Origin of the sequence: Pseudonocardia alni, from assembly GCF_002813375.1 — a bacterium.
GTDB classification, from domain to species: domain Bacteria; phylum Actinomycetota; class Actinomycetes; order Mycobacteriales; family Pseudonocardiaceae; genus Pseudonocardia; species Pseudonocardia alni.
In genome coordinates, this window is record NZ_PHUJ01000003.1 from 2,151,726 (window position 1) to 2,172,524 (window position 20,799).

General features: G+C 75.0%; 22 protein-coding genes. 7 read left to right on the forward strand and 15 right to left on the reverse strand.

Annotated features, from left to right (window positions below):
- Window positions 1–21: 21 nt before the first annotated feature.
- Window positions 22–807 carry an electron transfer flavoprotein subunit beta/FixA family protein gene (locus tag ATL51_RS10920; protein ID WP_073578459.1) on the reverse strand — a complete coding sequence of 262 codons (786 nt, stop codon included), beginning with the start codon at window positions 805–807 and terminating at the stop codon, window positions 22–24.
- A 398-nt stretch (window positions 808–1,205) separates the two neighbouring features.
- On the opposite strand from ATL51_RS10920, the gene ATL51_RS10925 reads away from it, so the two are divergent.
- Complete coding sequence (locus ATL51_RS10925; RefSeq protein ID WP_100878557.1) at window positions 1,206–1,502, forward strand: hypothetical protein; 297 nt, start codon at window positions 1,206–1,208, stop codon at window positions 1,500–1,502.
- A 7-nt stretch (window positions 1,503–1,509) separates the two neighbouring features.
- Here the strand turns inward: ATL51_RS10925 and ATL51_RS10930 are convergent, their stop codons facing one another.
- The 3 genes from ATL51_RS10930 to ATL51_RS10940 all read right to left on the reverse strand — a co-directional run bounded on the left by ATL51_RS10930 (window position 1,510) and on the right by ATL51_RS10940 (window position 5,592).
- Window positions 1,510–2,922, reverse strand: a complete 1,413-nt coding sequence (locus ATL51_RS10930) for a phytoene desaturase family protein (RefSeq protein WP_100878558.1) — start codon at window positions 2,920–2,922, stop codon at window positions 1,510–1,512.
- Window positions 2,923–2,944: 22 nt separating this feature from the next.
- A complete protein-coding gene (locus tag ATL51_RS10935; protein WP_100878559.1) occupies window positions 2,945–3,715 on the reverse strand; it encodes an SDR family NAD(P)-dependent oxidoreductase in 771 nt (256 codons plus the stop codon).
- A 77-nt stretch (window positions 3,716–3,792) separates the two neighbouring features.
- Window positions 3,793–5,592 carry a DUF3556 domain-containing protein gene (locus tag ATL51_RS10940; RefSeq protein ID WP_100878560.1) on the reverse strand — a complete coding sequence of 600 codons (1,800 nt, stop codon included), beginning with the start codon at window positions 5,590–5,592 and terminating at the stop codon, window positions 3,793–3,795.
- Between the two features lie 297 nt (window positions 5,593–5,889).
- On the opposite strand from ATL51_RS10940, the gene ATL51_RS10945 reads away from it, so the two are divergent.
- Complete coding sequence (locus ATL51_RS10945; protein ID WP_253068573.1) at window positions 5,890–7,113, forward strand: PucR family transcriptional regulator; 1,224 nt, start codon at window positions 5,890–5,892, stop codon at window positions 7,111–7,113.
- Window positions 7,114–7,127: 14 nt separating this feature from the next.
- On the opposite strand, the gene ATL51_RS10950 is transcribed toward ATL51_RS10945, so the two are convergent.
- Complete coding sequence (locus ATL51_RS10950; RefSeq protein WP_073578464.1) at window positions 7,128–7,334, reverse strand: hypothetical protein; 207 nt, start codon at window positions 7,332–7,334, stop codon at window positions 7,128–7,130.
- Between the two features lie 172 nt (window positions 7,335–7,506).
- The gene (locus tag ATL51_RS10955; RefSeq protein WP_100878561.1) at window positions 7,507–7,731 is read right to left on the reverse strand and encodes a hypothetical protein; all 225 of its coding nucleotides are present in this window, start codon (window positions 7,729–7,731) and stop codon (window positions 7,507–7,509) included.
- Window positions 7,732–7,883: 152 nt separating this feature from the next.
- Between ATL51_RS10955 and ATL51_RS10960 the strand changes: the two genes are divergently transcribed.
- From ATL51_RS10960 to ATL51_RS10970, 3 genes are all read left to right on the forward strand, one after another.
- Entirely contained in the window at window positions 7,884–8,633 is a 750-nt protein-coding gene (locus ATL51_RS10960) for a class I SAM-dependent methyltransferase (protein WP_100878562.1), read from the forward strand.
- Entirely contained in the window at window positions 8,630–10,123 is a 1,494-nt protein-coding gene (locus ATL51_RS10965) for a 1,4-alpha-glucan branching protein domain-containing protein (protein WP_100878563.1), read from the forward strand. Before ATL51_RS10960 ends, ATL51_RS10965 begins: the two co-directional genes overlap by 4 nt.
- Window positions 10,124–10,199: 76 nt before the next feature.
- The gene (locus ATL51_RS10970; protein WP_073578468.1) at window positions 10,200–11,438 is read left to right on the forward strand and encodes a glycosyltransferase family 4 protein; all 1,239 of its coding nucleotides are present in this window, start codon (window positions 10,200–10,202) and stop codon (window positions 11,436–11,438) included.
- A 14-nt stretch (window positions 11,439–11,452) separates the two neighbouring features.
- On the opposite strand, the gene ATL51_RS10975 is transcribed toward ATL51_RS10970, so the two are convergent.
- Entirely contained in the window at window positions 11,453–12,172 is a 720-nt protein-coding gene (locus ATL51_RS10975) for an acyltransferase (RefSeq protein ID WP_301548989.1), read from the reverse strand.
- An 81-nt stretch (window positions 12,173–12,253) separates the two neighbouring features.
- On the opposite strand from ATL51_RS10975, the gene ATL51_RS10980 reads away from it, so the two are divergent.
- A complete protein-coding gene (locus ATL51_RS10980) occupies window positions 12,254–12,457 on the forward strand; it encodes a hypothetical protein (RefSeq protein WP_073578469.1) in 204 nt (67 codons plus the stop codon).
- A 33-nt stretch (window positions 12,458–12,490) separates the two neighbouring features.
- Window positions 12,491–13,429, forward strand: a complete 939-nt coding sequence (locus tag ATL51_RS10985; protein WP_073578470.1) for a nucleoside hydrolase — start codon at window positions 12,491–12,493, stop codon at window positions 13,427–13,429.
- Between the two features lie 113 nt (window positions 13,430–13,542).
- Here ATL51_RS10985 and ATL51_RS10990 read toward each other — a convergent pair whose 3' ends face one another.
- The 8 genes from ATL51_RS10990 to ATL51_RS11025 all read right to left on the reverse strand — a co-directional run bounded on the left by ATL51_RS10990 (window position 13,543) and on the right by ATL51_RS11025 (window position 20,687).
- Window positions 13,543–15,006, reverse strand: coding sequence for a serine hydrolase domain-containing protein (locus ATL51_RS10990; RefSeq protein ID WP_073578471.1), 1,464 nt, complete (start codon window positions 15,004–15,006; stop codon window positions 13,543–13,545).
- Between the two features lie 11 nt (window positions 15,007–15,017).
- Window positions 15,018–15,539 (reverse strand): ArsR/SmtB family transcription factor, encoded by a 522-nt coding sequence (locus tag ATL51_RS10995; protein ID WP_301548990.1) that lies wholly within the window; start codon window positions 15,537–15,539, stop codon window positions 15,018–15,020.
- 43 nt (window positions 15,540–15,582) lie between these two features.
- Window positions 15,583–16,245: a helix-turn-helix transcriptional regulator gene (locus ATL51_RS11000; RefSeq protein WP_083659183.1), complete on the reverse strand. Its 663-nt coding sequence runs from the start codon at window positions 16,243–16,245 to the stop codon at window positions 15,583–15,585.
- A gap of 70 nt (window positions 16,246–16,315) precedes the next feature.
- Entirely contained in the window at window positions 16,316–16,921 is a 606-nt protein-coding gene (locus ATL51_RS11005; RefSeq protein WP_073578473.1) for a DedA family protein, read from the reverse strand.
- Between the two features lie 128 nt (window positions 16,922–17,049).
- Entirely contained in the window at window positions 17,050–17,703 is a 654-nt protein-coding gene (locus tag ATL51_RS11010; protein ID WP_073578474.1) for a response regulator, read from the reverse strand.
- Complete coding sequence (gene macS, locus ATL51_RS11015) at window positions 17,700–18,875, reverse strand: MacS family sensor histidine kinase (RefSeq protein WP_100878565.1); 1,176 nt, start codon at window positions 18,873–18,875, stop codon at window positions 17,700–17,702. The genes ATL51_RS11010 and macS overlap by 4 nt, the downstream gene beginning before the upstream one ends.
- Window positions 18,872–19,828: a class I SAM-dependent methyltransferase gene (locus tag ATL51_RS11020; RefSeq protein WP_073578475.1), complete on the reverse strand. Its 957-nt coding sequence runs from the start codon at window positions 19,826–19,828 to the stop codon at window positions 18,872–18,874. The genes macS and ATL51_RS11020 overlap by 4 nt, the downstream gene beginning before the upstream one ends.
- A 79-nt stretch (window positions 19,829–19,907) precedes the next feature.
- The gene (locus ATL51_RS11025; RefSeq protein ID WP_073578476.1) at window positions 19,908–20,687 is read right to left on the reverse strand and encodes an enoyl-CoA hydratase/isomerase family protein; all 780 of its coding nucleotides are present in this window, start codon (window positions 20,685–20,687) and stop codon (window positions 19,908–19,910) included.
- Window positions 20,688–20,799: the final 112 nt, after the last annotated feature.

Below are 20,799 nucleotides of genomic sequence, written 5' to 3' on the forward strand. Positions count from 1 at the left end.
GGAAGCCAGGAAGAACCGGGGTCAGATCAGCTTCTGGCCGACCAGGAACTCGGCGATCTTCGCGCCGCCGTCGCCCTCGTCGGTGACCTTCTCGCCGGCCTGCTTCGGCGGCTTCGGCGCCGCGGAGACGACCGTGGTCAGGGCGTTCGCCAGACCGACCTCGGAGGCGTCGATCCCGGCGCCGGCCAGGTCGAGGGTCTCCACCGGCTTCTTCTTCGCCGCCATGATCCCCTTGAACGAGGGGTAGCGCGGCTCGTTGGACTTCTCCCCGATCGACACCACGACCGGCAGCTCCGCGGTTAGGTGGGTGACGCCCTCGTCGGTCTCCCGCTTGGCCTTCACCGTGGTGCCCTCGACCGAGAGCTCGTTGGCGTGGGTCAGCGACGGCACACCGAGCAGCTCGGCGATCATCGCCGGGACCGCACCGATCTGGCCGTCGGACGCCGAGTTGCCCGCGATGACCATGTCCCAGCCGTCGACCGTGCCGATCAGCTTCGTCAGCGCCTTCGCGGTCTGCACCGCGCACGAGCCGTGGATGGCCTCGTCGGACAGGTGCACCGCGGAGTCCGCGCCCATCGACAGCGCCTTGCGGATCGCGTCGGTGGCCCGGTCCGGGCCCATGCTCACGACGACGACCTCGGAGCCGTCGTTCGCCTCCTTCAGCAGCAGGGCCTGCTCCACCGCGCGCTCGTTGATCTCGTCGATCACCGCCTCGGCACCCTCACGGTCGAGGGTGTGGTCGGAGTCGGACAGCGTCCGCTCCGAGTAGGTGTCGGCCACCTGCTTCACCAGGGTCACGATCTTCATAGGACCTCTTCGACCTCCTGCCGCGGCGGCCTGCGCCCACGCGCACACCGCGTCGTCCTTCGTCGCGTCCCGTCCCGGTCGTCCCGGGGCCGGGTCGTCTCGCGTCACCGTGACGGTGCTGCGCCGCGCGCTCTGGTCGGAGCGGGGGTGGGCCGCGGCGTCGCGCCCGTCGTAGCCGGTGACTCTGCCATTGCTCGTGCCGTAACGGCACGCCGTGCCACTGTGACGTTCATTGTTACCAACGAGTAGCGTCCCGGCAAACCGGGGCAGCTCGTGACCGTACTCACGCGCGGGACTCCTCACCTGGTGCGCGCACGAGGTCACACGCCGCGACCCCTGATCGGGGGTCCGGTTTCGCTACCGTCGGCACCTCGCGCACTCGGCAGGAGGGAGCCGTCGTGCAGGTGACGGGGTTCGACGACCGTCTGGGGACCGGTTACGTGCTCAGCACGGGACCGCACGCCGACGAGGACGTACCGGGCAGCCGGACCGTGGAGCACGGCGGTCGCACCGTCCGGGCCACCGACGGTCTGGCCGCGATGCTGGAGGACGCGCTGGTCTACCGGCCGACCACCCGTCTGGGGTGGGGCGGGCCGGAGGTCCCGCTGACCCTGGAGGACGCGACGCTGCTGGCGTGGCTGCGCCAGGACATCGGCGGGGTTGTGGCCGTCAGCGGGGAGCCCGAACCCGTCTGAGCAGCCCTCAGCGGCCCAAGTGGGCGAGCGCGCGACGCGCGGCGTGCGCGCCGCACATCCCGTGCGCACCCGGGCCGGGCGGCGTCGCGGCCGAGCAGAGGAAGTGGCCCGGCGCCCCCGTGTCGTAGGGCTGCAGCGTCGTCCGCGGCCCGAGCAGCAGCTGCCGCAGGTCCTTGGACCCGGTCAGGATGTTCCCGCCGACGAAGTTCGGGTTGCCCGCGAACGCGGCCGGGTCGGTGACCATCGTGCCCACGACCCGCTCCCGGAAACCGGGCGCGAACCGTTCGATCTGCTCGGTGACCGCCTCGGTGGCGTCGCCGGTGTACCCGCGGGGGACGTGCGCGTAGGCCCACACGGGGTGGACGTCGCCCGCCGACCGGGACGGGTCGGCCAGGTACTGCTGCCCGACCAGGACGAACGGCCGCTCCGGCATCCGGCCCGCGTGCACCTCGCGCTCGACGAGTGCGTTCTCCGCCGCCGACCCGACGACGTGCAGCGTCCCGGCCCGTCGCGCGTCGGGGTGCGTCCAGGGCACGCCGCCCGCCACCGCGTAGTCGACCTTGAACGCGGCCGGGCCGTGGCGGAAGCGCCGGTAGGCCCGCGCGACCCGTGCCGGCAGCCGGTCCCCCAGCAGGGCGGGCAGCCGATCCGGGCCGACGTCCCACACCACGACGTCCGACGGCGGCAGCTCGTCCGCCGTCCGCACGTGCACCCCGGTCTCGACCTTCGCCCCGTGCTCGGCGAGCACCGCGGCGAGCGCGTCGGAGATCGCCCGCGACCCGCCCTCGGCGACGCCCCAGCCGTGCCGGTGCCCGGCGGTGAACAGGCCGAGCCCGATCGCCGAGGACAGCGGCCGGTTCAGCGGCCGGAACGCGTGCGACGCCGACCCCAGGAACAGCGCACGCCCGCGCTCGGTGCGGAACGCCCTGGCCAGCACCTCCGCCGGGAGCACGGTGGGGGCACCGAACCGGGCCAGCAGGAGCGGGTGGCGCGGGATCCGCACCAGCGGGCCGAGGAAGTCCGGGGAGAAGGTGTCGTAGTCGCGCACCGGTCCGGTGAACAGCGCACGCCACAGCGCGCCGTCGGCCCCGAGGCCGGCCGCGGTGCCGGCGACCGAGCGGACCAGGACGCCGGCGTCGCCGCCGTCGAGGGGGTGGGCGCAGTCGACCTCCGGCAGCCGCCACCGCAGCCCGTACCGGTCCAGGCCCAGCTCCTCGAGCACCGGCGAGCCGACGGCCATCGGGTGCACCGCCGAGCAGTGGTCGACCAGCAGCCCCGGGACGATCGCCTCCACCGTGCGGGTGCCGCCACCGATCTCGTCGGCGGCCTCCAGCACGGTCACCGCCACCCCGGCGCGGGCCAGCAGGGCCGCGGCCACGAGCCCGTTCGGCCCGGATCCGACGACGGTCGCGGTGGTCATGGCGTCCTCCTGGGGTACCGGGTCAGAGCAGCGACGCGTCGAGGCCACCGTCGAGGACGAGCCCGCTGCCGGTGCAGAAGCGGGACCGGTCGCTCGCGAAGAAGAGCGCGGCCTCCGCGACGTCGTCGGGGGTGCCGTAGCCGCCCTGCTTCTGCTCGATCAGCCCGTCGAAGCCACCGGCGGGCAGGCCGAGCGCGGCCTCGAAGCCGGGGCGGGCCGACGTCACCAGGTCGGTGTCGACGAAACCCGGCAGCAACGCGTTGACCCGCACACCGTACGGCCGCAGCTCGGTCGCCGCGGTCCTGGTCAGGTTGACCACGCCGGCCTTGGCCGCGGCGTAGTGCCCGATCAGCGGGGAGCCCGCCGTCGCCGTGACCGAGGCGAGCGTGACGATCGTGCCGCCACCGGAGGCGATGATCGCGGGCGCGGCGTAGCGGATCGACAGGAAGACACCGTCGAGGTTGACCGAGGTGACCTCCCGCCAGTCGGCGAGACTCATCTCCAGCAGCGGCTGCGGGCGCCCGACCCCGGCGTTGGGGACGAGGACGTGCATCCCGCCGTGCCGTTCGACGGTGTGCGCGACGAGCTCCTGGACCTGCTCCTCGTCGCGGACGTCGCAGGACAGGTGCGTGGCGTCCGGGATCTCCTGCGCCGTGCGCCGTGCGGCGTCGCCGTCGATGTCGGAGACGACGACGGTCGCCCCCTCCTCGGCGAAGCGCCGGGCGATCGCCCGGCCGAGGCCCTTGCCCGCGCCGGTGACGAGCGCGACGCGGCCGTCCAGTGCGTCTCCCATGTCGTGTCCCTCTCGTCGTGCGGTGTCGGTCCGGCGGGACGGGCGGGCTGCGGTGTCTCCGCCCGTCCCGCCGGGTCTCAGGGGGTCGGGGCCTCGACGCCGTCGCCGGCCGTCGCCCGCTGCGGGGCGCGCCAGGTGACGGTCAGCGGGATCGGCCCGTTCGGCAGCCACGGCTGCTCGGCGACGGCGTCGGCGACCTTCCAGTACCCGCGCTCGACCACGCCGAGGGCGGCGTCGATCAGCTGGTAGTGCTGCACCGACGAGTGGATGGCCTGGGACTCCACCCAGCAGACGACGAACTCGCCGGGCGCGAACCCGATCCGCTTCTGCAGGGCGGCGATGAGCTGGGCGTCGTGCAGGTGGCCGTCGCCGAAGTTGAACCCGATGACGGAGTTGCAGCCGAACTCGGCCTCGCGGACGGTGCGGGAGTCCAGGTCGTCGAGCCGGGCGGCCAGCACCGAGAACAGGCCGCGGCCCTGGGAGTGCATCGCCCGCCAGGCGATCGTCTGCTGCATCGTGACCTCGGCGACCGCCGGCGGGTAGCCCAGTGCCTGCAGCTGGTCGACCTGGTTGGTGGTGGGCCGGTGCGGCAGCCGGTTCAGCTTCTCCTCCGCGCCGGGGGTGAAGGTCCACAGCGCCGACGCCCAGTTGCCGGCGTACTGGCGCATCGACGGCAGGAACGACACCAGGTCGGGTCGCAGGTTGCCCAGCACCGGGAAGAACGCCAGGCAGGCCACGATCGCGACGGTCAGCACCGGGGAGGACATGTCCCCGACGCCGAAGCCGTCGCCGTTGGGGAAGCCGAGGAACAGGAAGACCGCCAGGTAGCCGAACAGGATGTTCCACTCCAGCGGCACCGCGAGCGGGAACGTCGAGGTGATGAACAGGTGGAACACCACCATCAGCACCACACCGGCCAGGGTCAGCCGGTGGTCGGTCGAGAACAGCAGCACCAGCGGGGTGATGATCTCCACCGTCGTGCCGCCGACATGGGCCATGAACGTCGCGAGCCGCGACGGCCGCAGGTCGCCCGAGGCGTCCCGGTAGTGCGCCCGCTTGATCCACTTCGAGGGGATGCAGGGGCTGTTGGACACCATCGGCGGGATGACGTTGGTGAAGTGCCTGCCGAACTTCGACACGCCCGCACCGATCCACACCATGCAGATCAGCAGCTTCGCCGCGACGATCATGTCGACGAAGGGCAGCGTCCCGAAGAACACCATCGCGGGCAGGTACTGCTCGCCGCGGGCGGCCAGGAAGATCGTCTTGTCGCGCAGGCCGCACAGGACCAGCAGCACGATCGGCGCGATCATCAGCCAGGGCGCGACCAGCCCGGAGGTGTTGTCGGGCAGCACCGCCGACAGCGACGCGCTCGGCACGCCGGGCAGCACCACCGCGGTCAGCAGCGAGGCGACGAGGCCCAGGTAGAGCACGACGTCGAGCAGGGTGCGGGTGTCGCCGTCGGTACCGGGGACGGCCTTCCACGGGCGGAGCCGGATGGTGCCGGGGCGGGCCCAGAACAGGATGCCGCCGGTCATCGGCCTGAACTTGCCCGCGATCGGCCCCCAGGACCCGGCGACGCCGACGACCTCCAGCAGCACCGTCCAGAGCACCAGCTTCTGGTAGACGACCGGCTGGTCCCACCAGCCCGACACGTCCCAGAACGGGCCGACGCCGGAGGTCCAGGTGATCAGCGCGGTCCCGATGACGCAGTAGAGGACGAGCAGCTTCACGACGTAGGTCGCCGGGATCATCTTCGGCGACCCGAAGCCGTACTGCGTCCAGTGCAGGGCGAGCGCCTTGGTCCGCTCGAACAACGGCCTGTCGAGGAAGGTGTCGAGATCGACCGGGGGGAAGTCCCCCGTCTTGAACCCCATCGTGCGGTCCTCTCCGGTGGAAGGTTCGGTGGCCGTCCGCGGGCGGTGTCCGGGCAGGACGGCTCCCCCGCCGGACCGTGCGGGTCCGCGGGAGGTCGGTGGGTGCCGGGTACGGGGGCCGGGCGGTGCGCGGGCGCGCCGGCCGCCGTCGGGATCGGTGTCGGGGAAACGTAGGTCCCCGGGTGTGACCGACGCCATGTACGGCGATCACGAATCGCGGGTGGCCCGTTGTGCCGGGGACACAACCGGGACGTACCCGCCGGTCCGGGGCCCGGCCGACCCGCTAGCGTCGCGCGGGTGTCCGCCCACGTCGACGAGGTCGTGGCGGCCGTCGCCCGCGACGTCGAGGCCCGGCTGCCCGAGCTGACGACCGCGATGACCGACTGGTTCGTCGAGGTCATCCCCGAGTTCCGGCACGACGAGACGCTGCGCAGTCTGATGGTCGCGAGCACCTCGGCGAACCTCGTCGCGATCATGGACATGCTCGTCCACTCGATCCCGATGGACCGCATCACGGTGCCGCCCGCGGCCGCCGAGTACGCCCGCCGCTTCGCCCAGCACGACCTGTCGCTGGAGGCGCTGCTGCGGGCCTACCGGCTCGGCGAGCAGATGTTCGCGCAGTGGGCGCTGGACGCGCTGCGGGCCGGGCCGCACCACGGGGACCCGGACGTGCTCGACGCGGTGTCGGTGCTGAGCGAGCGCACGAACCGCTACATCGACGAGGTCATCGCCGGACTCATCGACATCTACGAAGCCGAGCGACGGCGGTGGAGCACCCGGTCCGGAGCGGGGCTCGCGACCCGGGTCCGGATGGTGCTCGACACCGACCCGCTGACCGACGCGGCCGCCTCGGAGCTGCTGGGGATCCCGGTGACCGGCCGGCACACCGCGGCGCTGGTGTGGGCCCCCGCGTCCGGCGACGGCCCCGCCGACGGGCACGCGCTGCAGGCCGGGGCCCGGCTGCTCTACGAGGCGTGCGGGCGGACCCCGCTGACGGTGCTCGCGGACAGCCGCACACTGTGGGCGTGGCTGTCCGGGCCCGACGAGGTGCGGCTGGACGTCGGCCTGCTCCGCGACCGGCTCCCGGCCGGGGTGCGGATCGCCGTCGGCGGGTCGGCCGCCGGGATCGACGGGTTCCGCGGCTCGCTCGCCGAGGCGCAGCGGGCCCGTGCGGTGGCCGAGACCGCCGAGGACCGGCCCGCGGTCGTCCGGTTCGACGACGTCGCCGTCGCCGCGCTGCTCACCGACCGGTCCGAGGACCTGCGCCGCTGGGTCGCCCGGACCCTGTCCGGGCTGACCGCCGACGAGCCCGGCACCGACCAGCTGCGCGAGACGCTGCGGGTGTTCCTGGCCGCCGGGGGGAGCTACATCCAGGCCGCGGCCCGGCTGCACCTGCACAAGAACACGGTGCACTACCGGGTGCGCAAGGCCGAGGAACTGCTCGGGCGCCCGGTCGGGGAGGACCGGCTGCAGGTCGAGGTGGCGCTGCTGGCGGCGTCGCTGCTGCGGGGACGGCTGTAGTCCGACGCCTCTGCTCAGCTCACGCGGCGGCCGGGCGGGGGCTCGGCGGGGACGCGGTCCTCCTCGGGCACGACCATCGACAGCACCTCGCCGAGTGCCTCGTCGTCCATCGCGCGCGGCTCGACCGGCTCGTCGCCGAGCACACCCGACACCACCCAGGACCCGGACCGCCCGGTGATGGTGAGCGACAGCGTCTCGTTCTCGTCCACCGGGTCGTTCATCCTGGGCTCCTCTCGGCACGACGCCGTCGGCGTCACCCCTGGCCCGCACGGGCCCGGGGTACGGCGGATACCCGTCGGTGGGCAGGTGATACCCGTCCGGGGGCCGACCGCACGCCGACCGGCACGAACCGTGCGCCGACCGCGAAACGGACGTGCGCGACCGGACTGCGGCTCAGCCCGGGTGACGGCGGCCGGGCGCCGGGCCCGGGTACGCGGGCCCGTGCGCTGACGACGGTGCCACCGGCAGCATCGCCCACAGCATCTCGGCGAGTGCGCCGTCGTCCAGCCCCTTGAGCGGCAGCGGTTCCCGGCCGAGCACACCCGACACCAGCCAGGATCCGCTACGGCCGGTGATGGTCAGCGTCACCGTGTCCTCGTCGGTCGCGATGTCGTTCATGTGTCCCCCTCCGTCGTGCCTGGCGGGATGTCGGTCGGGCTCCACGTCATCAGACGTCCGTGGTGACACTGCGTTGCTCCGCGTCGACGAGCGGTAGCGCACGCGAGGGGACCGGTGCGAACTCCCTCCGACGGGCGTGGTGAAGTCGGTGGGTGACCAGCAGCCTGCCCCTCACCGGAGAGCGCACCGTCCCGGGCATCAGCCACGAGAACTACTGGTTCCGCCGCCACGAGGTGGTCTACGCGGCCATCGCCGCCGACTGCTCGGGCGTGGCCGTGCTGGAGGCCGGCTGCGGCGAGGGCTACGGCGCCGACCTGCTCGCCGGGGCCGCCCGCTCGGTGCTGGCGCTGGACTACGACGCCACGACCGTGGCCCACGTCCGTGCCCGCTACCCGCGGGTGGGCGTGGCCCGGGCCAACCTCGTGGCGCTGCCGGTGCCCGACGGGAGCGTCGACGTCGTCGTGTCGTTGCAGGTCATCGAACACCTGTGGGAGCAGGAGCGGTTCCTGCGCGAGTGCAGGCGGGTGCTGCGTCCCGGCGGGCGGCTCATGGTGTCGACGCCGAACCGGATCACCTTCTCCCCCGGTCGTGACACCCCGCTCAACCCGTTCCACACCCGCGAGCTCGACCCGCGCGAACTGGCCGGCCTGGTCGACGACGCCGGGTTCGGCCGTGTCGTCGTGCAGGGGCTGCACCACGGTCCGCGGCTGCGCGAGCTCGACGCCCGCCACGGTGGTCTCATCGAGGCGCAGACCCGGCTGGCGTTGTCCGGGGAGCCGTGGCCGCACGCGCTGGCCGTCGACGTCGCCGGGGTGCGGTGCTCGCACTTCGTGCTGCGCACCGGCGACGACACCGACCTCGACGCCTCGCTCGACCTGCTGGTCACGGCGACCCGGCCGTGAGCGGCGCGCCCGTCGGGACGTTCTGCCTCGTCCTGCACTCGCACCTGCCGCTGCTGGCCCGGCACGGCCGGTGGCCGGTCGGCGAGGAGTGGCTGTACCAGTCCTGGGCGCACTCCTATCTGCCCGTCGTCGCGATGCTGCGGGAGCTGGCCGAGGAGGGCCGCACCGGGCTGGCCACCCTCGGGGTGACGCCGGTGCTGGCCGCGCAGCTCGACGACCCGCACTGCCTGCGCGGGGTGCACGACTGGCTCGGCGGGTGGACGCTGCGCGCGCACTCGGCGGCGGGCCGGCTGCCGGACCTGGCCGCGCACGAGCACCGGGTGTCGACGGCGGCGACGGCCGAGTTCGAGCGGCACTGGCGCCACGGCGGGTCGCCCGCCCTGCGCGGTCTGCGCGATTCCGGCGCCGTCGAGCTGCTGGGCGGGCCGGCGGCGCACCCGTTCCAGCCGCTGCTCGACCCGCGGGTGCGGGCGTTCTCGCTGCGCGCCGGGCTCGACGACCACGCCCTGCGCCTGGGCGCCCGGCCGGCCGGGATCTGGGCGCCCGAGTGCGGCTTCGCACCCGGGATGGAGGACGGCTACGCCGCCGCCGGGGTGCGCCGCTTCCTCGTCGACGGCCCCGCGCTGCGCGGCGACACCGCGTTCGCCAGGCCGGTCGGGACCTCCGACGTCGTGTGCGTCGGCCGCGACCTGGAGATCACCTACCGGGTGTGGTCGCCCCGCAAGGGCTACCCCGGTTCGGCCGAGTACCGCGACTTCCACACCTGGGACCACGAGTCCGGCCTCAAACCGGCGCGGGTCACCGGACGGCGGGTACCGACCGAGCGGAAGAAGCCCTACGCCCCCGCGCTCGCCGCCCGCGCCGTCTCCCGCGACGCCGACGACTTCGTCGACACCGTCGTCGCACGGCTGACCGCGCTGCGCGCCGAGCACGGCCGCCCGGCGCTGACCGTCGCCGCGTTCGACACCGAGCTGTTCGGGCACTGGTGGCACGAGGGACCTGCCTGGCTGGCCGCCGTGCTCCGCAGGTTGCCCGAGGCCGGGGTCGCCGTGCGCACCCTCGGCGACGCCGTCGACGACGGCCTGGTCGGCGACCCGGTCGACCTGCGGGAGTCGTCCTGGGGCTCGGGCAAGGACTGGCGGGTCTGGGCCGGGCCGCAGGTCGCCGACCTGGTCGCGCGGAACGCCGCGGTCCAGTCCGACCTGCTCGCCGCCCCGCTGCCCGGCCCCCTCCGGGACCCGCTGGCCGACCTGCTCGCCGACCAGGCGCTGCACGCCCTGTCCAGCGACTGGGCGTTCATGGTCAGCAAGGACTCCGCAGCCGGGTACGCCCGCTCCCGCGCCGACCTGCACGCCGGACGGGTGGCGGAGCTGTCCGGGCTGCTGCGCGCCGGGCGACGGCGCGCCGCACAGCGCCGGGTCGCGGCGTGGGCGGACACGCCGCTGCCGACCTTCGGGCACGTGGACGCCCGGGACCTGGGACGGGTCTGACCACGAACTCGCTCACCCGGTGCGCGGACGGCGCCCCGGGGGTTACCGCCGGTCCGGTGTTTGTCAGGATCTAGCGATGCGGGTGCTGATGGTCAGCTGGGAGTTCCCGCCGGTCGTCGTCGGCGGGCTGGGCCGGCACGTGCACGCGCTGTCCCGCGAGCTCGTCGCGGCCGGGCACGAGGTCGTCGTGCTGTCCCGGGCCCCCACCGGCACCGACGCCGAGACCCACCCGACCCGCACCGAGACCGTCGACGGGGTGCGGGTGCTGCGGGTGGCCGAGGACCCGCCGGAGCTGGAGTTCGGCACCGACCTGGTCGCGTGGACGCTCGCGATGGGGCACGCGATGCTGCGCCACGCACTGACCGCGTTGCTGCCGAGCTGGCGGCCGGACGTCGTGCACGCCCACGACTGGCTCGTCGCGCACCCGTCGATCGCGCTCGCCGACGTCCTCGGGGTCCCGCTGGTCGCGACCGTGCACGCCACCGAGGCGGGCCGGCACTCCGGCTGGCTGCCGGGGCCGCTGAACCGGCAGGTGCACTCCACCGAGTGGTGGCTCGCGCAGCGCGCGGACGAGGTCATCACCTGCTCCGGCGCGATGCGCACCGAGGTGTCGGCACTGCACGACCTCGACCCGGCCGCCGTCCATGTGGTGCACAACGGCATCGACCCGCGTCGCTGGCGGTCCCGCGCCGCCGCTCCCGCGCACGCCGGCGACGGGCCGAGGATCGTCTACTTCGGACGTCTGGAGTACGAGAAGGGCGTCCAGGACCTGATCGCGGCACTGCCCCGGATCCGGCGGCGGCACCGCGGGACCCGGCTGCTCGTCGCCGGGAGCGGGACGCAGCAGGAGATGCTGGCCGAGCGCGCGGCGCAGCACCGGGTGACGCGCTCGGTGACCTTCCTCGGCCACCTGCCCGACGGCGAGCTGACCGCCCTGCTGCGCGGCGCGGACGCGGTCGTCCTGCCGAGCCGCTACGAGCCGTTCGGAATCGTCGCGCTGGAGGCCGCCGCGGTGGGAGCGACTCTCGTCGCCTCGACCGCGGGCGGGCTCGGCGAGCTGGTCCGCGACGGCGAGACCGGCCTCGGGTTCGCCCCCGGCGACGTCCCCGGGATCGCCGACGCCGTCGACCGGGCGCTGGCCGACCCGTCCGCCGCCCGCCGCCGGGCCCGCGCGGCCCGGGCCCGGCTGCGCACCGACTTCGCCTGGCCGGTCATCGCCGGGCACACCGCCCGCATCTACGCCGGCGCCACCGCTGCCGGGCCGCGGGAGCTCCCCCGTCCGAAGATCCCCACCGGGAACCTGTTCAGCGCCTGAGCCCGCGGCGCGGCTCAGGCCCGGTCGAGCCGGGCCTGCAGGGCCCGGTCGGCCTTGCGTGCCATGTCCGCGACCGCGGCGCGCTCGGCGGCGGCGGCCTCGTAGTCGGCCCGCCGGTCGCGCACCACCCGGGCCGGGGTCCCGACGGCGATCGACTCCGCGGGGATGTCCCCCCGCGCGACCGCGTGCGCCCCGAGCACGCTGCCCGGGCCGATCCGGGTGCCGCGCAGCACCGAGGTCTTCACCCCGAGCCAGCAGCCCTCGCCGATCCGGACCGGCGACTTCACGATGCCCTGGTCCTTGATCGGGCGCCGGACGTCGGAGGTGCGGTGGTCGAAGTCGGTGACGTAGACCCAGTCGGCGACGAGCGTCGTCGCGCCGATCTCGACGTCGAGGTAGCAGTTGACGGTGTTGTCCCGGCCGAACACGACCTTGTCGCCGATCCGCATCGAACCCTCGTGGCAGCGCAGGGCGGTGCCGTCGCCGATGTGCACCCAGCGGCCGATCTCGAGCCGCCCGAATCCGGGTCGGGCCTCGATCGTCACGTCCCGGCCCAGGAACACCATGCCGCGCAGTACGACGTGCGGGTGCCGCAGTCGCAGCTTCGCCAGCCGCCAGTACCGCCGCAGGTACCAGGGGCTGTACGCGCGGTGGCGCAGGATCCAGCGCAGCGAGGTGAGGCTGAACAGCTTCGCCTGCTCCGGGTCGGCGTCGGGGATCGGCGGACGTCGCACCCGGCAGAGACTAGGCGTGTGCACCCCACCGGCGACGGGTACCTCCGGCGAGTACCCGTACCCCACCCGAGAGGTCCGCTTGTGAGCGAGCACCGCCAGCCCGACGACGGCACCGACGTCGGCACCGACGAGCTGACCTCCGGAGGAGGCGGCACCTCCCGCGTCGACACGGACAAGGCAGGCAACCCGCGGCCCGACGCGACGACCGACGACTCCGGGGCCACCGGGGCGGCCGCCCGCGAGGTCGAGGCGGACAACGAGGACGAGCCCACCCGCAGCGAGTGATCACCCCGGCGGGCCGGTCGTAGGCTCGCCGGTGTGCCCCGCCCCCTGATCATCTCGACCGATCCCGGCGTCGACGACGCCGTCGCGCTCGTGCTGGCCCTGCGCAGCCCCGAGGTGGACGTCCGGGCCGTCGTCGCCACCTTCGGCAACGTCGGACTGGACGCCACCCTGCCCAACGCGGGTCGCCTGCTCGCCCTCGCCGGGCGCCCGGACGTCCCGCTGGGGGTCGGCGCGGCGCGGCCGCTGGTGCACCGGCTCGAGCGGCGGGCCGGGCACGTGCACGGCTCCGACGGGCTCGGCGGGCGCGCTGCGTCGCTGCCCGGCCCCGCCGCACCGATGCCCGGGTCCGGGGCCGCGTTGATGGCGCGGGTCCTCGAGGAGGCGACCGAGCCGGTCACGATCGCCTCGATCGGCCCGCTCACCGACACCGCGATCCTGCTGGCCGCCCGCCCGGATCTGGTGGGGCGGATCGAGCGGGTCGTCGTCATGGGCGGGGCGATCGGCGGCGGGAACGTCACCGGTGCCGCCGAGTTCAACGTCCACGCCGACCCGGAGGCCGCCCACCGTGTCCTGGCCCAGGACCCCGGCGAGGGCTCCGTGCCGGTCGCGCTGGTGCCCCTGGAGACCACGCTGGGCTGTGCCGCGGGCCCGGAGTGGGTCGCCGCACTGGGCGACGCCGACCCGGTCGGCGCCGAGCTGGCCGCGATGATCGCCCCGTACATGCGGTTCTACCGGGAACGCTACGGCCGCGACGCGGTCGCCCTGCACGACGCGACGGCGCTGCTGGAGTGCGTCGCACCCGGGTCGCTGACGCCGACGCCGACGGCGCTGACCGTGGACACCGGGTTCGGCCCCGCCCGCGGGGCGACCGTGCCCGCCGGACCCGGCACCCGCCCGGTGGACGTGCTGTCCGCGCCGGACGTGCCGGCCGTCCTCGACGCGGCGCTGGCCCGGCTCACCGCGCGCCCGTAGCCGGCGCGGCGACGGCCCGACGCGGTGTGTCCCCGCACCCGGCACCCGCGGGTCGGTGCGGCGGCAGCACTGCGCGGCGCGCCTCTCGCCTCCGTGCAGCGCGCGCCCGCAGCTCAGCCGGCCCACACCACCACGGCGACCAGCAGTGCCGAGACACCGGGCCCGGCCCATGCCGTGACGGTGCGCCCGGCCGGGTGCAGCGGCAGCCCCCGGCCCCGCAGCACCGCGACCGCCAGCGCTGCGGCGGCCGGTGCGAGCGCGAGCCCCCACACCCAGCCGCCGACCGAGGCCCACGGGCCCCGGTTCCACAGCAGCACCAGCCCGAACACCGCGGTCAGCAGGCCGTCGGCGATCGGCAGCAGCGCACCCTCCCGCAGCGCGCGGCGCAGCGCGAGCAGCGAGAAGAACGCCGCGATCGCGGCCGGCGCCCACGCGAGCAGGTCCGCGCCTTCGTCGGACGGGGGTGTGCCGAACAGCAGGGTGCGGGCGACCGGTTCGACCCCGGCGGTGGTGTCGCCGAGCACGACGACCGCCCGCCCGCCCTCGCGGTCGAGGGCCAGCATGCTGCTGAACCCGGCGGTGCCTCCGTTGTGCCAGACGTAGGGGTACCGGGCGCCGTCGGCGCCGGTGGCCCCGCTGGTGACCCAGATCCAGCCGATCGACGTGCCGGGGTCGTCCTGCGCGGTCGGGACCAGCGCGCCGGTGCCGGGTGCGGCGCCGGTGAGCTGGGCCGCGGCCCAGCGCGCGAGGTCGTCGACGGTCGAGAACGTGGAGCTCCCGGCAGGCAGGTAGCCCTCGCCGGCCCAGCGGGGCGCGGGGCGGCCGTTGTCGCGGTGCCCGGGGACCGCGGTGTCCGGGACCTGCGCGCCGGTGGCGGCGAAGCTCGTCGAGGTCATGCCGAGGGGCCCCGTGATCCGGTCCGCGACCAGCTGCGGGTACCCGTCGGCGCCGGCGGCGCGGACGACCGCGGTCCCGAGCAGCGCGACGCCGAAGTTGGAGTACGTCGGCGGCTGCTGCGGGTCGACCGCGGCGGCGCGGGCGTCGTCGAGGAGCTGCGCGGTGGTCGTCGACGCGTACGGGTTCAGGTTCACCGTCGTGGCCAGGGCCCGGGCGGCGGCGGTCGCCCCCAGCGCCGGCAGCCCGGAGCGGTGCTGGGCGAGCGAGGCGAGCGTGACCGCGCCCGCCGGGGTGCCCGTCAGCTCCGGCAGTGCGCGCTCGAGCGGGTCGTCGGGGCGGACCTCGCCGCGGGTCACCGCGTCGGCGAACAACGCGGCCGTGAACGTCTTGGTGACCGACCCGATCTCGAAGGGGGCCCCGATGTCCGCGGGGCCGAGCCCGGAGGTGGTGACCGTCGTCGGCGTGACCTCGGCGACGGCGAGCGACCGGTAGCCGCCGTGCCCGCCCGCGGCGGCCCGGACCCGCTCGGCCAGGGCCGGATCGCCGGTGGTCTGCGGCCCGAGCCGTCGGTGCTCGGGGCCGGCGACCACGCCGACGAGCACCGCCAACACGGCGGCGACAGCGGCGACGGTCCCGATGCGGCGTCCGACCCCGGCGGGCGCGGAGGTGGTGGCGGTCATGGCGGGTCCTCTCAGCGGTGCGCGGCCAGGACGGTGACCAGCAGCGGGACGACCCGGGCGGCCGGGACCTCGTAGTGGCCGCGCCGGGTCGAGGCCAGCCAGCCGGCGGCGACGAGCTGGCGCAGGTGGTGGTGCAGCTGGCCGGTCGTGCCCACCGAGGGCTGTTCCAGCAGCTCGGCGGTGCTGTGCACGCCACCCAGCACGTGCTGCAGGATCGCGAGCCGCGCGGGGTGGGCGAGCGCGTCGAGGGTCGCGCTCAGCTCGGGCCAGTCGGCGTCGAGCAGGACCTCGCCCGGGCGGGCGTACTGCCAGCGGACGGTGCCCTCGTCGCCGGGGAGCCCGACGCTGCCGGCCATCAGCACCGCGCCGGGGCTGCGGGCCTCCAGCCCGGTCAGCGCCCACAGCGCGTCGTCGTCGGGGACGGAGGTGTCCGCGGGCCCGACGGCGTCCGGTCGGTCGGCGGCCCGCAGGGCCTCCTGCAGCTCGACGACGGCCTGTTCGACGGCGCGCAGCCGCTCCTCGATGCCGCTCACGCACCTCAAAATACGGAAGTACGTGGAAACGCACAAACGACGTTCAGGCGAGCCCGTACTCGATCGCGTGCCGGACGAGGGCCGCACGGCCGGGCACCTCGAACTTGCGCAGCAGCCGCTGCACGTGGTTCTCGACCGTGCGCGGGGACAGCACGAGCCGGGCCGCGATCTGCTTGGCGGTGAGCCCCTCGACCACCAGCCGCAGCACCTCGGACTCGCGCGGGCTGAGCTCGGGCACCGCGTGTGTGGGGGCCGCGACCGACTCCAGGACGACGTCGGCCAGCCCCGGGGAGAACGCGGGACGCCCGGCGGCGGCCGCGGCGGCGACGGCGGCCAGCTCCCGGGGGTCGGCACCGGTCGCGACGCCGGTCGCCCCGGCCCGTACCGCGTCGAGGACCCGGGCGTGGTCGGCGACCGCACCGGCGACGGCGAGCACCGCCGCGTCCGGCACGCGGGCGAGCACGGCGGCGATCACCGCGGGCGCCACACCCTCGGGGCCGGTCAGGTCGACCAGGACCAGACCGGGCCGGGCGCGGTCGACCGCAGCCGCGGCCCCCTCGGCGGGCGCGGGCGGCACGTGGGCCACGACCTCGACCCCCGGCGGCACCACCGGCCGCCCCACCGCCACCGCCGAGACCCGGTCGCCGTCGTCGTGCACGTCCTCAGTTCTCCCCGCCCCGTTCGTCCGGACGGCCCAGCTTGCCATGTGCCGCAGCACAGTAGGCCGTCCGAACGGCGCGGAACCCGCCGGTTCGGCGCGAACGGGCCGGGCGGGCTCAGACCGCGACGACGGGGCGGCGCAGCCGCAGCAGCGCCTTGGCCGCGGCCGCCGCGGAGGCGACGAGCGCCGCGAGGACGAACCCGGCGAGCACCGACATCAGCGGGTCGCCGTGCGTGATCGGCCCGACCAGGACGCCGATGCCGGTCATCCAGGTGCTCCACACCAGGGCGCTCGCGACGGTCGCGGGCAGGAACGCGCGCAGCGGCAGCCGGACCCGGCCGGCCGCGGACACGCTCGCCAGCCGTCCGCCGGGCAGCAGCCGGGTCGCGACCAGCGCGGCGACCGGTCGGCGATGCAGGTGGCGGCGGACCCAGGCGCCGGTCCCGTCACCGCGACGGGTGCCCCGGACGACCGAGTGGGAGCTGCGTCCCGCGCCGTAGAGCACCGCGTCGCCGAGCAGCGACCCGACCACCGCGGCACCGAACAGGGCCACGATCCGCCACCGGTCGCCGTCCGCCAGTGCGGCGGCCGTGGCGCTGAACAGCACCGGCTCGCTCGGCAGGAACGGGAGCGGCCCGTCGCACATCACGGCGACGGCGAGCAGGGGCACCAGCCAGGGGCTCTGGAGCAGGTACCCGATCAGGGCGCTCGGGTCGGTCACGGGCTCTCCGGAGGTCGAGCGTCGGGGGCGGAGCCGAGTCTGCCCGGTCCCGTGACCTGTTCGTGATGGGGGTGGCCCCCGTTACGGGTTCACTCCGCTCACCGCAGGGAACGCACCGCCCCGCCTGCTCAGTCCGCGAGGCCCTGCTCGATGGCGTACCGGACGAGCTGGCTGCGGTTGTGCAGCTGCAGCTTGCGCAGGGTGTTCTGCACGTGGCTCTCGACGGTCCGGTGCGAGACGACGAGCTTCGCCGCGATCTGCTTGGCCGTCATGCCCTTCGCGACCAGGCGCAGCACCTCGGTCTCGCGGTCGGTGAGTGCCGGGACGGCGGGCGCGCCGTCGGCGGGACGCGGGGCGTCGGCGAGCCGCCGGTACTCCCCCAGCACCAGCCCGGCCAGCCCCGGGGTGAACACGGCGACGCCGTCGGCGGTGCGCCGGATGGCCTCCAGCAGCTCGTCGACCCCGGCGGACTTCACCAGGTAGCCGAGCGCACCGGCCTTGACCGCCTCCAGGACGTCGGCGTGCTCACCGGAGGCCGACAGCACCAGTACGCGGCTGTCCGGGCTCTGCTGCCCGATCCCGGCGATCGCGTCCACGCCGGAGGTCACGCCCAGGTTGAGGTCCATGAGGATCACGTCCGGCCGCACGGCCGTCGCGATCCGGACGGCCGCGGGCGCGTCCGGGGCCGTCGCGACGACGTCGAGGCCGCGCTCGGCGAGGTCGCGGGCCACGCCCTCGCGCCAGATCGGGTGGTCGTCGACGACCATCACCCGGATGCTCATGTGCCCTCCCTGGGGACCCGGATGACCCATTCGGTCCCGATGTCCGGTCCGGTGTCCAGCGTCAGTGTCCCGCCGACGTCGCCGACGCGGCCACGGATGGAGCGGGACACCCCCATCCGGCCCTGCGCCTCGGCCTCGGCGAGGCGGCCCTCGGGGATGCCGGGGCCGTCGTCGCGGACGCTGACCTCGACCGCCCCGGGCAGCTCCTCGACCAGCACCCACGCGCGCGCGTCCGCCCCGGCGTGCAGCGCCACGTTCGCGAGCGCGGCCCGCACCGCGCCCTCCACCTCGTCGACGACCGGCCGGCCCAGCTCGACCGGACGTCCGGGGGCCGAGACGGTGACCCGGTCCGAGGCGAGGATCCGCAGCGCGGCGGCGAGGTCGCGGCACCCGGACGCGTCGGTGGTCCCCGGCCCGGACAGCAGCGCACGCAGCGCGGTCTCCTGCTCTCCGGCGAGCACGCCGAGCTCGGTCGCCCCGCCGCCCAGCTCGGCGCCGCGGCGCTGGACGTGCGCCAGCACCTGCAGGACTCCGTCGTGCACGGCCCGGGTGAGCCGCTCGCGTTCGGCGGTGGCGGCCTGTTCGGCGACGAGGCGGCGCAGCCGGGCGGCGGTGCGGTCGAGCACGTGCGCGGCGAACCCGACGGTCAGCCCGGCCAGCAGGAGCAGCTGCATGTCGCCCAGCTCCAGCACCCCGAACCGCTGCTTGGACAGCACCAGCGCCACCGAGATCACGGCGGCGGCGAGCACCCCGCCGGTGATCCGGAACGCGACCGCGCAGGCCAGCACCCCGCCGGAGGTCCAGATCGACCCCATGCCGGGGCCGCCCTCGTCGAGGTGGGCGACCCGGACGACCAGCGGCGTGGTCGCCATGATCGCGACGCAGACGCCGAGGTCGGCCAGGGCGAGCAGGCCGCGGCGGTCCGGGGCGCCGGGCAGCCCGCCGAGGTAGCCCCATGACGTCACGGCCGTCCACACCGCCATCACGACGAGCACGCCGACCGCGGCCGGCGGACGTTCGTAGCCGGTGGGCAGGTGGTAGAGCGTCACGCCGACGACCGTCAGCAGCGTGAGCAGGCGGTAGGCGATGACGCCGCGCCAGAACGGCTCCAGCGGGTGCTCCACGTCGTCCATGCTGACCGACAGCGCGCCGCGCCGGGGCCGATCGCTCATCTCGGCTTGGTACCGGTGATCAGGGCGTTGTAGAACCAGCTGCGCGGCACGACCCGGTTCAGGACGTGCTCGTCGAGCCAGGACAGCCGCTGCCAGCCGTGGTAGGCGAACATCGCCCAGTTCCAGCCGAGCTTTCCGGGCGGGACGGCCGCCTCGAAGGTCCGCACCGGCCAGCCCAGCATGGCGGCGGCGAACTCCTCGGTGGAGGCCCGCACTCCCTCTGCCCCGGCCCGGGTCGCGGTGCGCTCCAGGTCGGCCGGGTCGAAGGTGTGGATGTCGACGACCGACTCCAGCGCGGCGGCCCGGGAGGACTCGTCGAGCTCGTGCTGCGGGCGCCGCCAGCCCCGCAGGGCCGGGAGCTTCGTCAGGGTGGTCGTTGCCTTCCAGGTCCACTGGCCGAGCGTGCGGGCGTAGGCGTCGCCGACGGTGGTGGGCTCGCCCGCGAACACGAACCGCCCGCCCGGCTCCAGCACCCGCAGGACCTCACGGAACGCGGCCTCGACGTCGGGGATGTGGTGCAGCACCGCGTGCCCGACGACGAGGTCGAAGCTGTCGTCGGGGAACGGGATGTGCTCACCGTCGACGACGGCACCCTCCACCTCCAGCCCGAGGTGCTCGGCGTTGCGGGTGGCGGCGTCGACCATCCCCGGCGACAGGTCGGTGACGACGCCGCGCTCGGCGACACCGGCCTGCATCAGGTTCAGCAGGAAGAACCCGGTGCCGCTGCCCAGTTCCAGGGCGCGCAGGTAGGGGCGGCCGTCCCACGGGGCCGCGGCACGGAATCGGCCCGCGGCGTAGTCGATGCAGCGCTCGTCGTAGCTGATCGACCACTTCTCGTCGTAGGTGCCCGCCTCCCAGTCGTGGTAGAGCACGTTGGCGAGCTTCGGGTCGTGCCAGGCCGCCTCGACCTGCTCGGCGGTGGCGTGCGGGGTGGGCGCCGGGTCCGAACTCATGAGGAGGAGTTTCGCAGAACACGGCCGCCGACCTGCTCCCCGCCCGGGCGCGTCGCGCGTCCGGGCGGGGGCGGACGGCTCAGCGGCCGGTGAAGGTGGCCTTGCCGGGGCCGTTCTCGACGAAGCTGGCCATGCCGGCCTTCGCGTCGTCGGTGGCGAACACGCCCGCGAACAGCTCGGACTCGATGTCCAGGCCGGTGCGCAGGTCGGTGTCGAGGCCGTTGTCGATCGCCTTCTTGGCGGCGGCGTAGGCCAGGGCGGGGCCCGCGGTGAACTGCTGCGCCCAGGCGACGGCGCGGGTGTAGACCTCGTCGGCCGGGACGACCTCGTCCACCAGCCCGATCGCCAGCGCCTCGTCGGCCTTCACCATGCGGCCGGTGTAGATCAGGTCCTTGGTGCGCGACGGCCCGATCAGTCGCGCGGCGCGCTGGGTGCCGCCGCCACCCGGGAAGATGCCGAGCAGGATCTCCGGGAAGCCGAGCTTGACGTTGTCCCCCGCGATGCGCCGGTCGGCCCCGAGTACGACCTCCAGGCCGCCGCCGAGGGCGTAACCGGTCACCGCGGCGACGGTCGGCTTCGGGATCGTCGAGACGGCCCCCAGCCCGGCGGACAGCCGCCGCGCCTGCGGCGCCATGTCCGAGTAGGACATCGACGCCATCTCCTTGACGTCCGCACCCGCGGCGAAGGTCTTCTCCCCGCCGTACACGACGACCGCACGCACGTCGGCGCGGGTGGCGGCCTCGTCGGCCACCTCCAGCAGCTCACCCTGGATCTGACGGTTCAGGGCGTTCATCGGCGGGCGGTCGATCCGGATCGTCCCGACGCCCTCGTCCACGGACAGGCTCACGAATTCGGTCACGTCTGCGGACCCTAGTCGCCTCCGGCGCCCCGGAGCGCGCAGTGATCCGACCCGGCCGCCTCGGCCGGCGTGGCGTCCCGTCCCGGTTCGCGGCGACCCGCGCGACGGTCGC

What these genes read in the sequence shown, in the direction of transcription:
- ATL51_RS11010 (WP_073578474.1), bottom strand. Translation starts at nt 17,703, where the DNA reads ATGAGCATCCGGGTGATGGTCGTCGACGACCACCCGATCTGGCGCGAG.
- ATL51_RS10970 (WP_073578468.1), top strand. Translation starts at nt 10,200, where the DNA reads ATGCGGGTGCTGATGGTCAGCTGGGAGTTCCCGCCGGTCGTCGTCGGC.
- ATL51_RS10935 (WP_100878559.1), bottom strand. Translation starts at nt 3,715, where the DNA reads ATGGGAGACGCACTGGACGGCCGCGTCGCGCTCGTCACCGGCGCGGGC.
- ATL51_RS11020 (WP_073578475.1), bottom strand. Translation starts at nt 19,828, where the DNA reads ATGAGTTCGGACCCGGCGCCCACCCCGCACGCCACCGCCGAGCAGGTC.
- ATL51_RS10930 (WP_100878558.1), bottom strand. Translation starts at nt 2,922, where the DNA reads ATGACCACCGCGACCGTCGTCGGATCCGGGCCGAACGGGCTCGTGGCC.
- ATL51_RS11000 (WP_083659183.1), bottom strand. Translation starts at nt 16,245, where the DNA reads ATGGCAAGCTGGGCCGTCCGGACGAACGGGGCGGGGAGAACTGAGGAC.
- ATL51_RS10940 (WP_100878560.1), bottom strand. Translation starts at nt 5,592, where the DNA reads ATGGGGTTCAAGACGGGGGACTTCCCCCCGGTCGATCTCGACACCTTC.
- ATL51_RS10950 (WP_073578464.1), bottom strand. Translation starts at nt 7,334, where the DNA reads ATGAACGACCCGGTGGACGAGAACGAGACGCTGTCGCTCACCATCACC.
- ATL51_RS10990 (WP_073578471.1), bottom strand. Translation starts at nt 15,006, where the DNA reads ATGACCGCCACCACCTCCGCGCCCGCCGGGGTCGGACGCCGCATCGGG.
- macS (WP_100878565.1), bottom strand. Translation starts at nt 18,875, where the DNA reads ATGAGCGATCGGCCCCGGCGCGGCGCGCTGTCGGTCAGCATGGACGAC.
- ATL51_RS10920 (WP_073578459.1), bottom strand. Translation starts at nt 807, where the DNA reads ATGAAGATCGTGACCCTGGTGAAGCAGGTGGCCGACACCTACTCGGAG.
- ATL51_RS10955 (WP_100878561.1), bottom strand. Translation starts at nt 7,731, where the DNA reads ATGAACGACATCGCGACCGACGAGGACACGGTGACGCTGACCATCACC.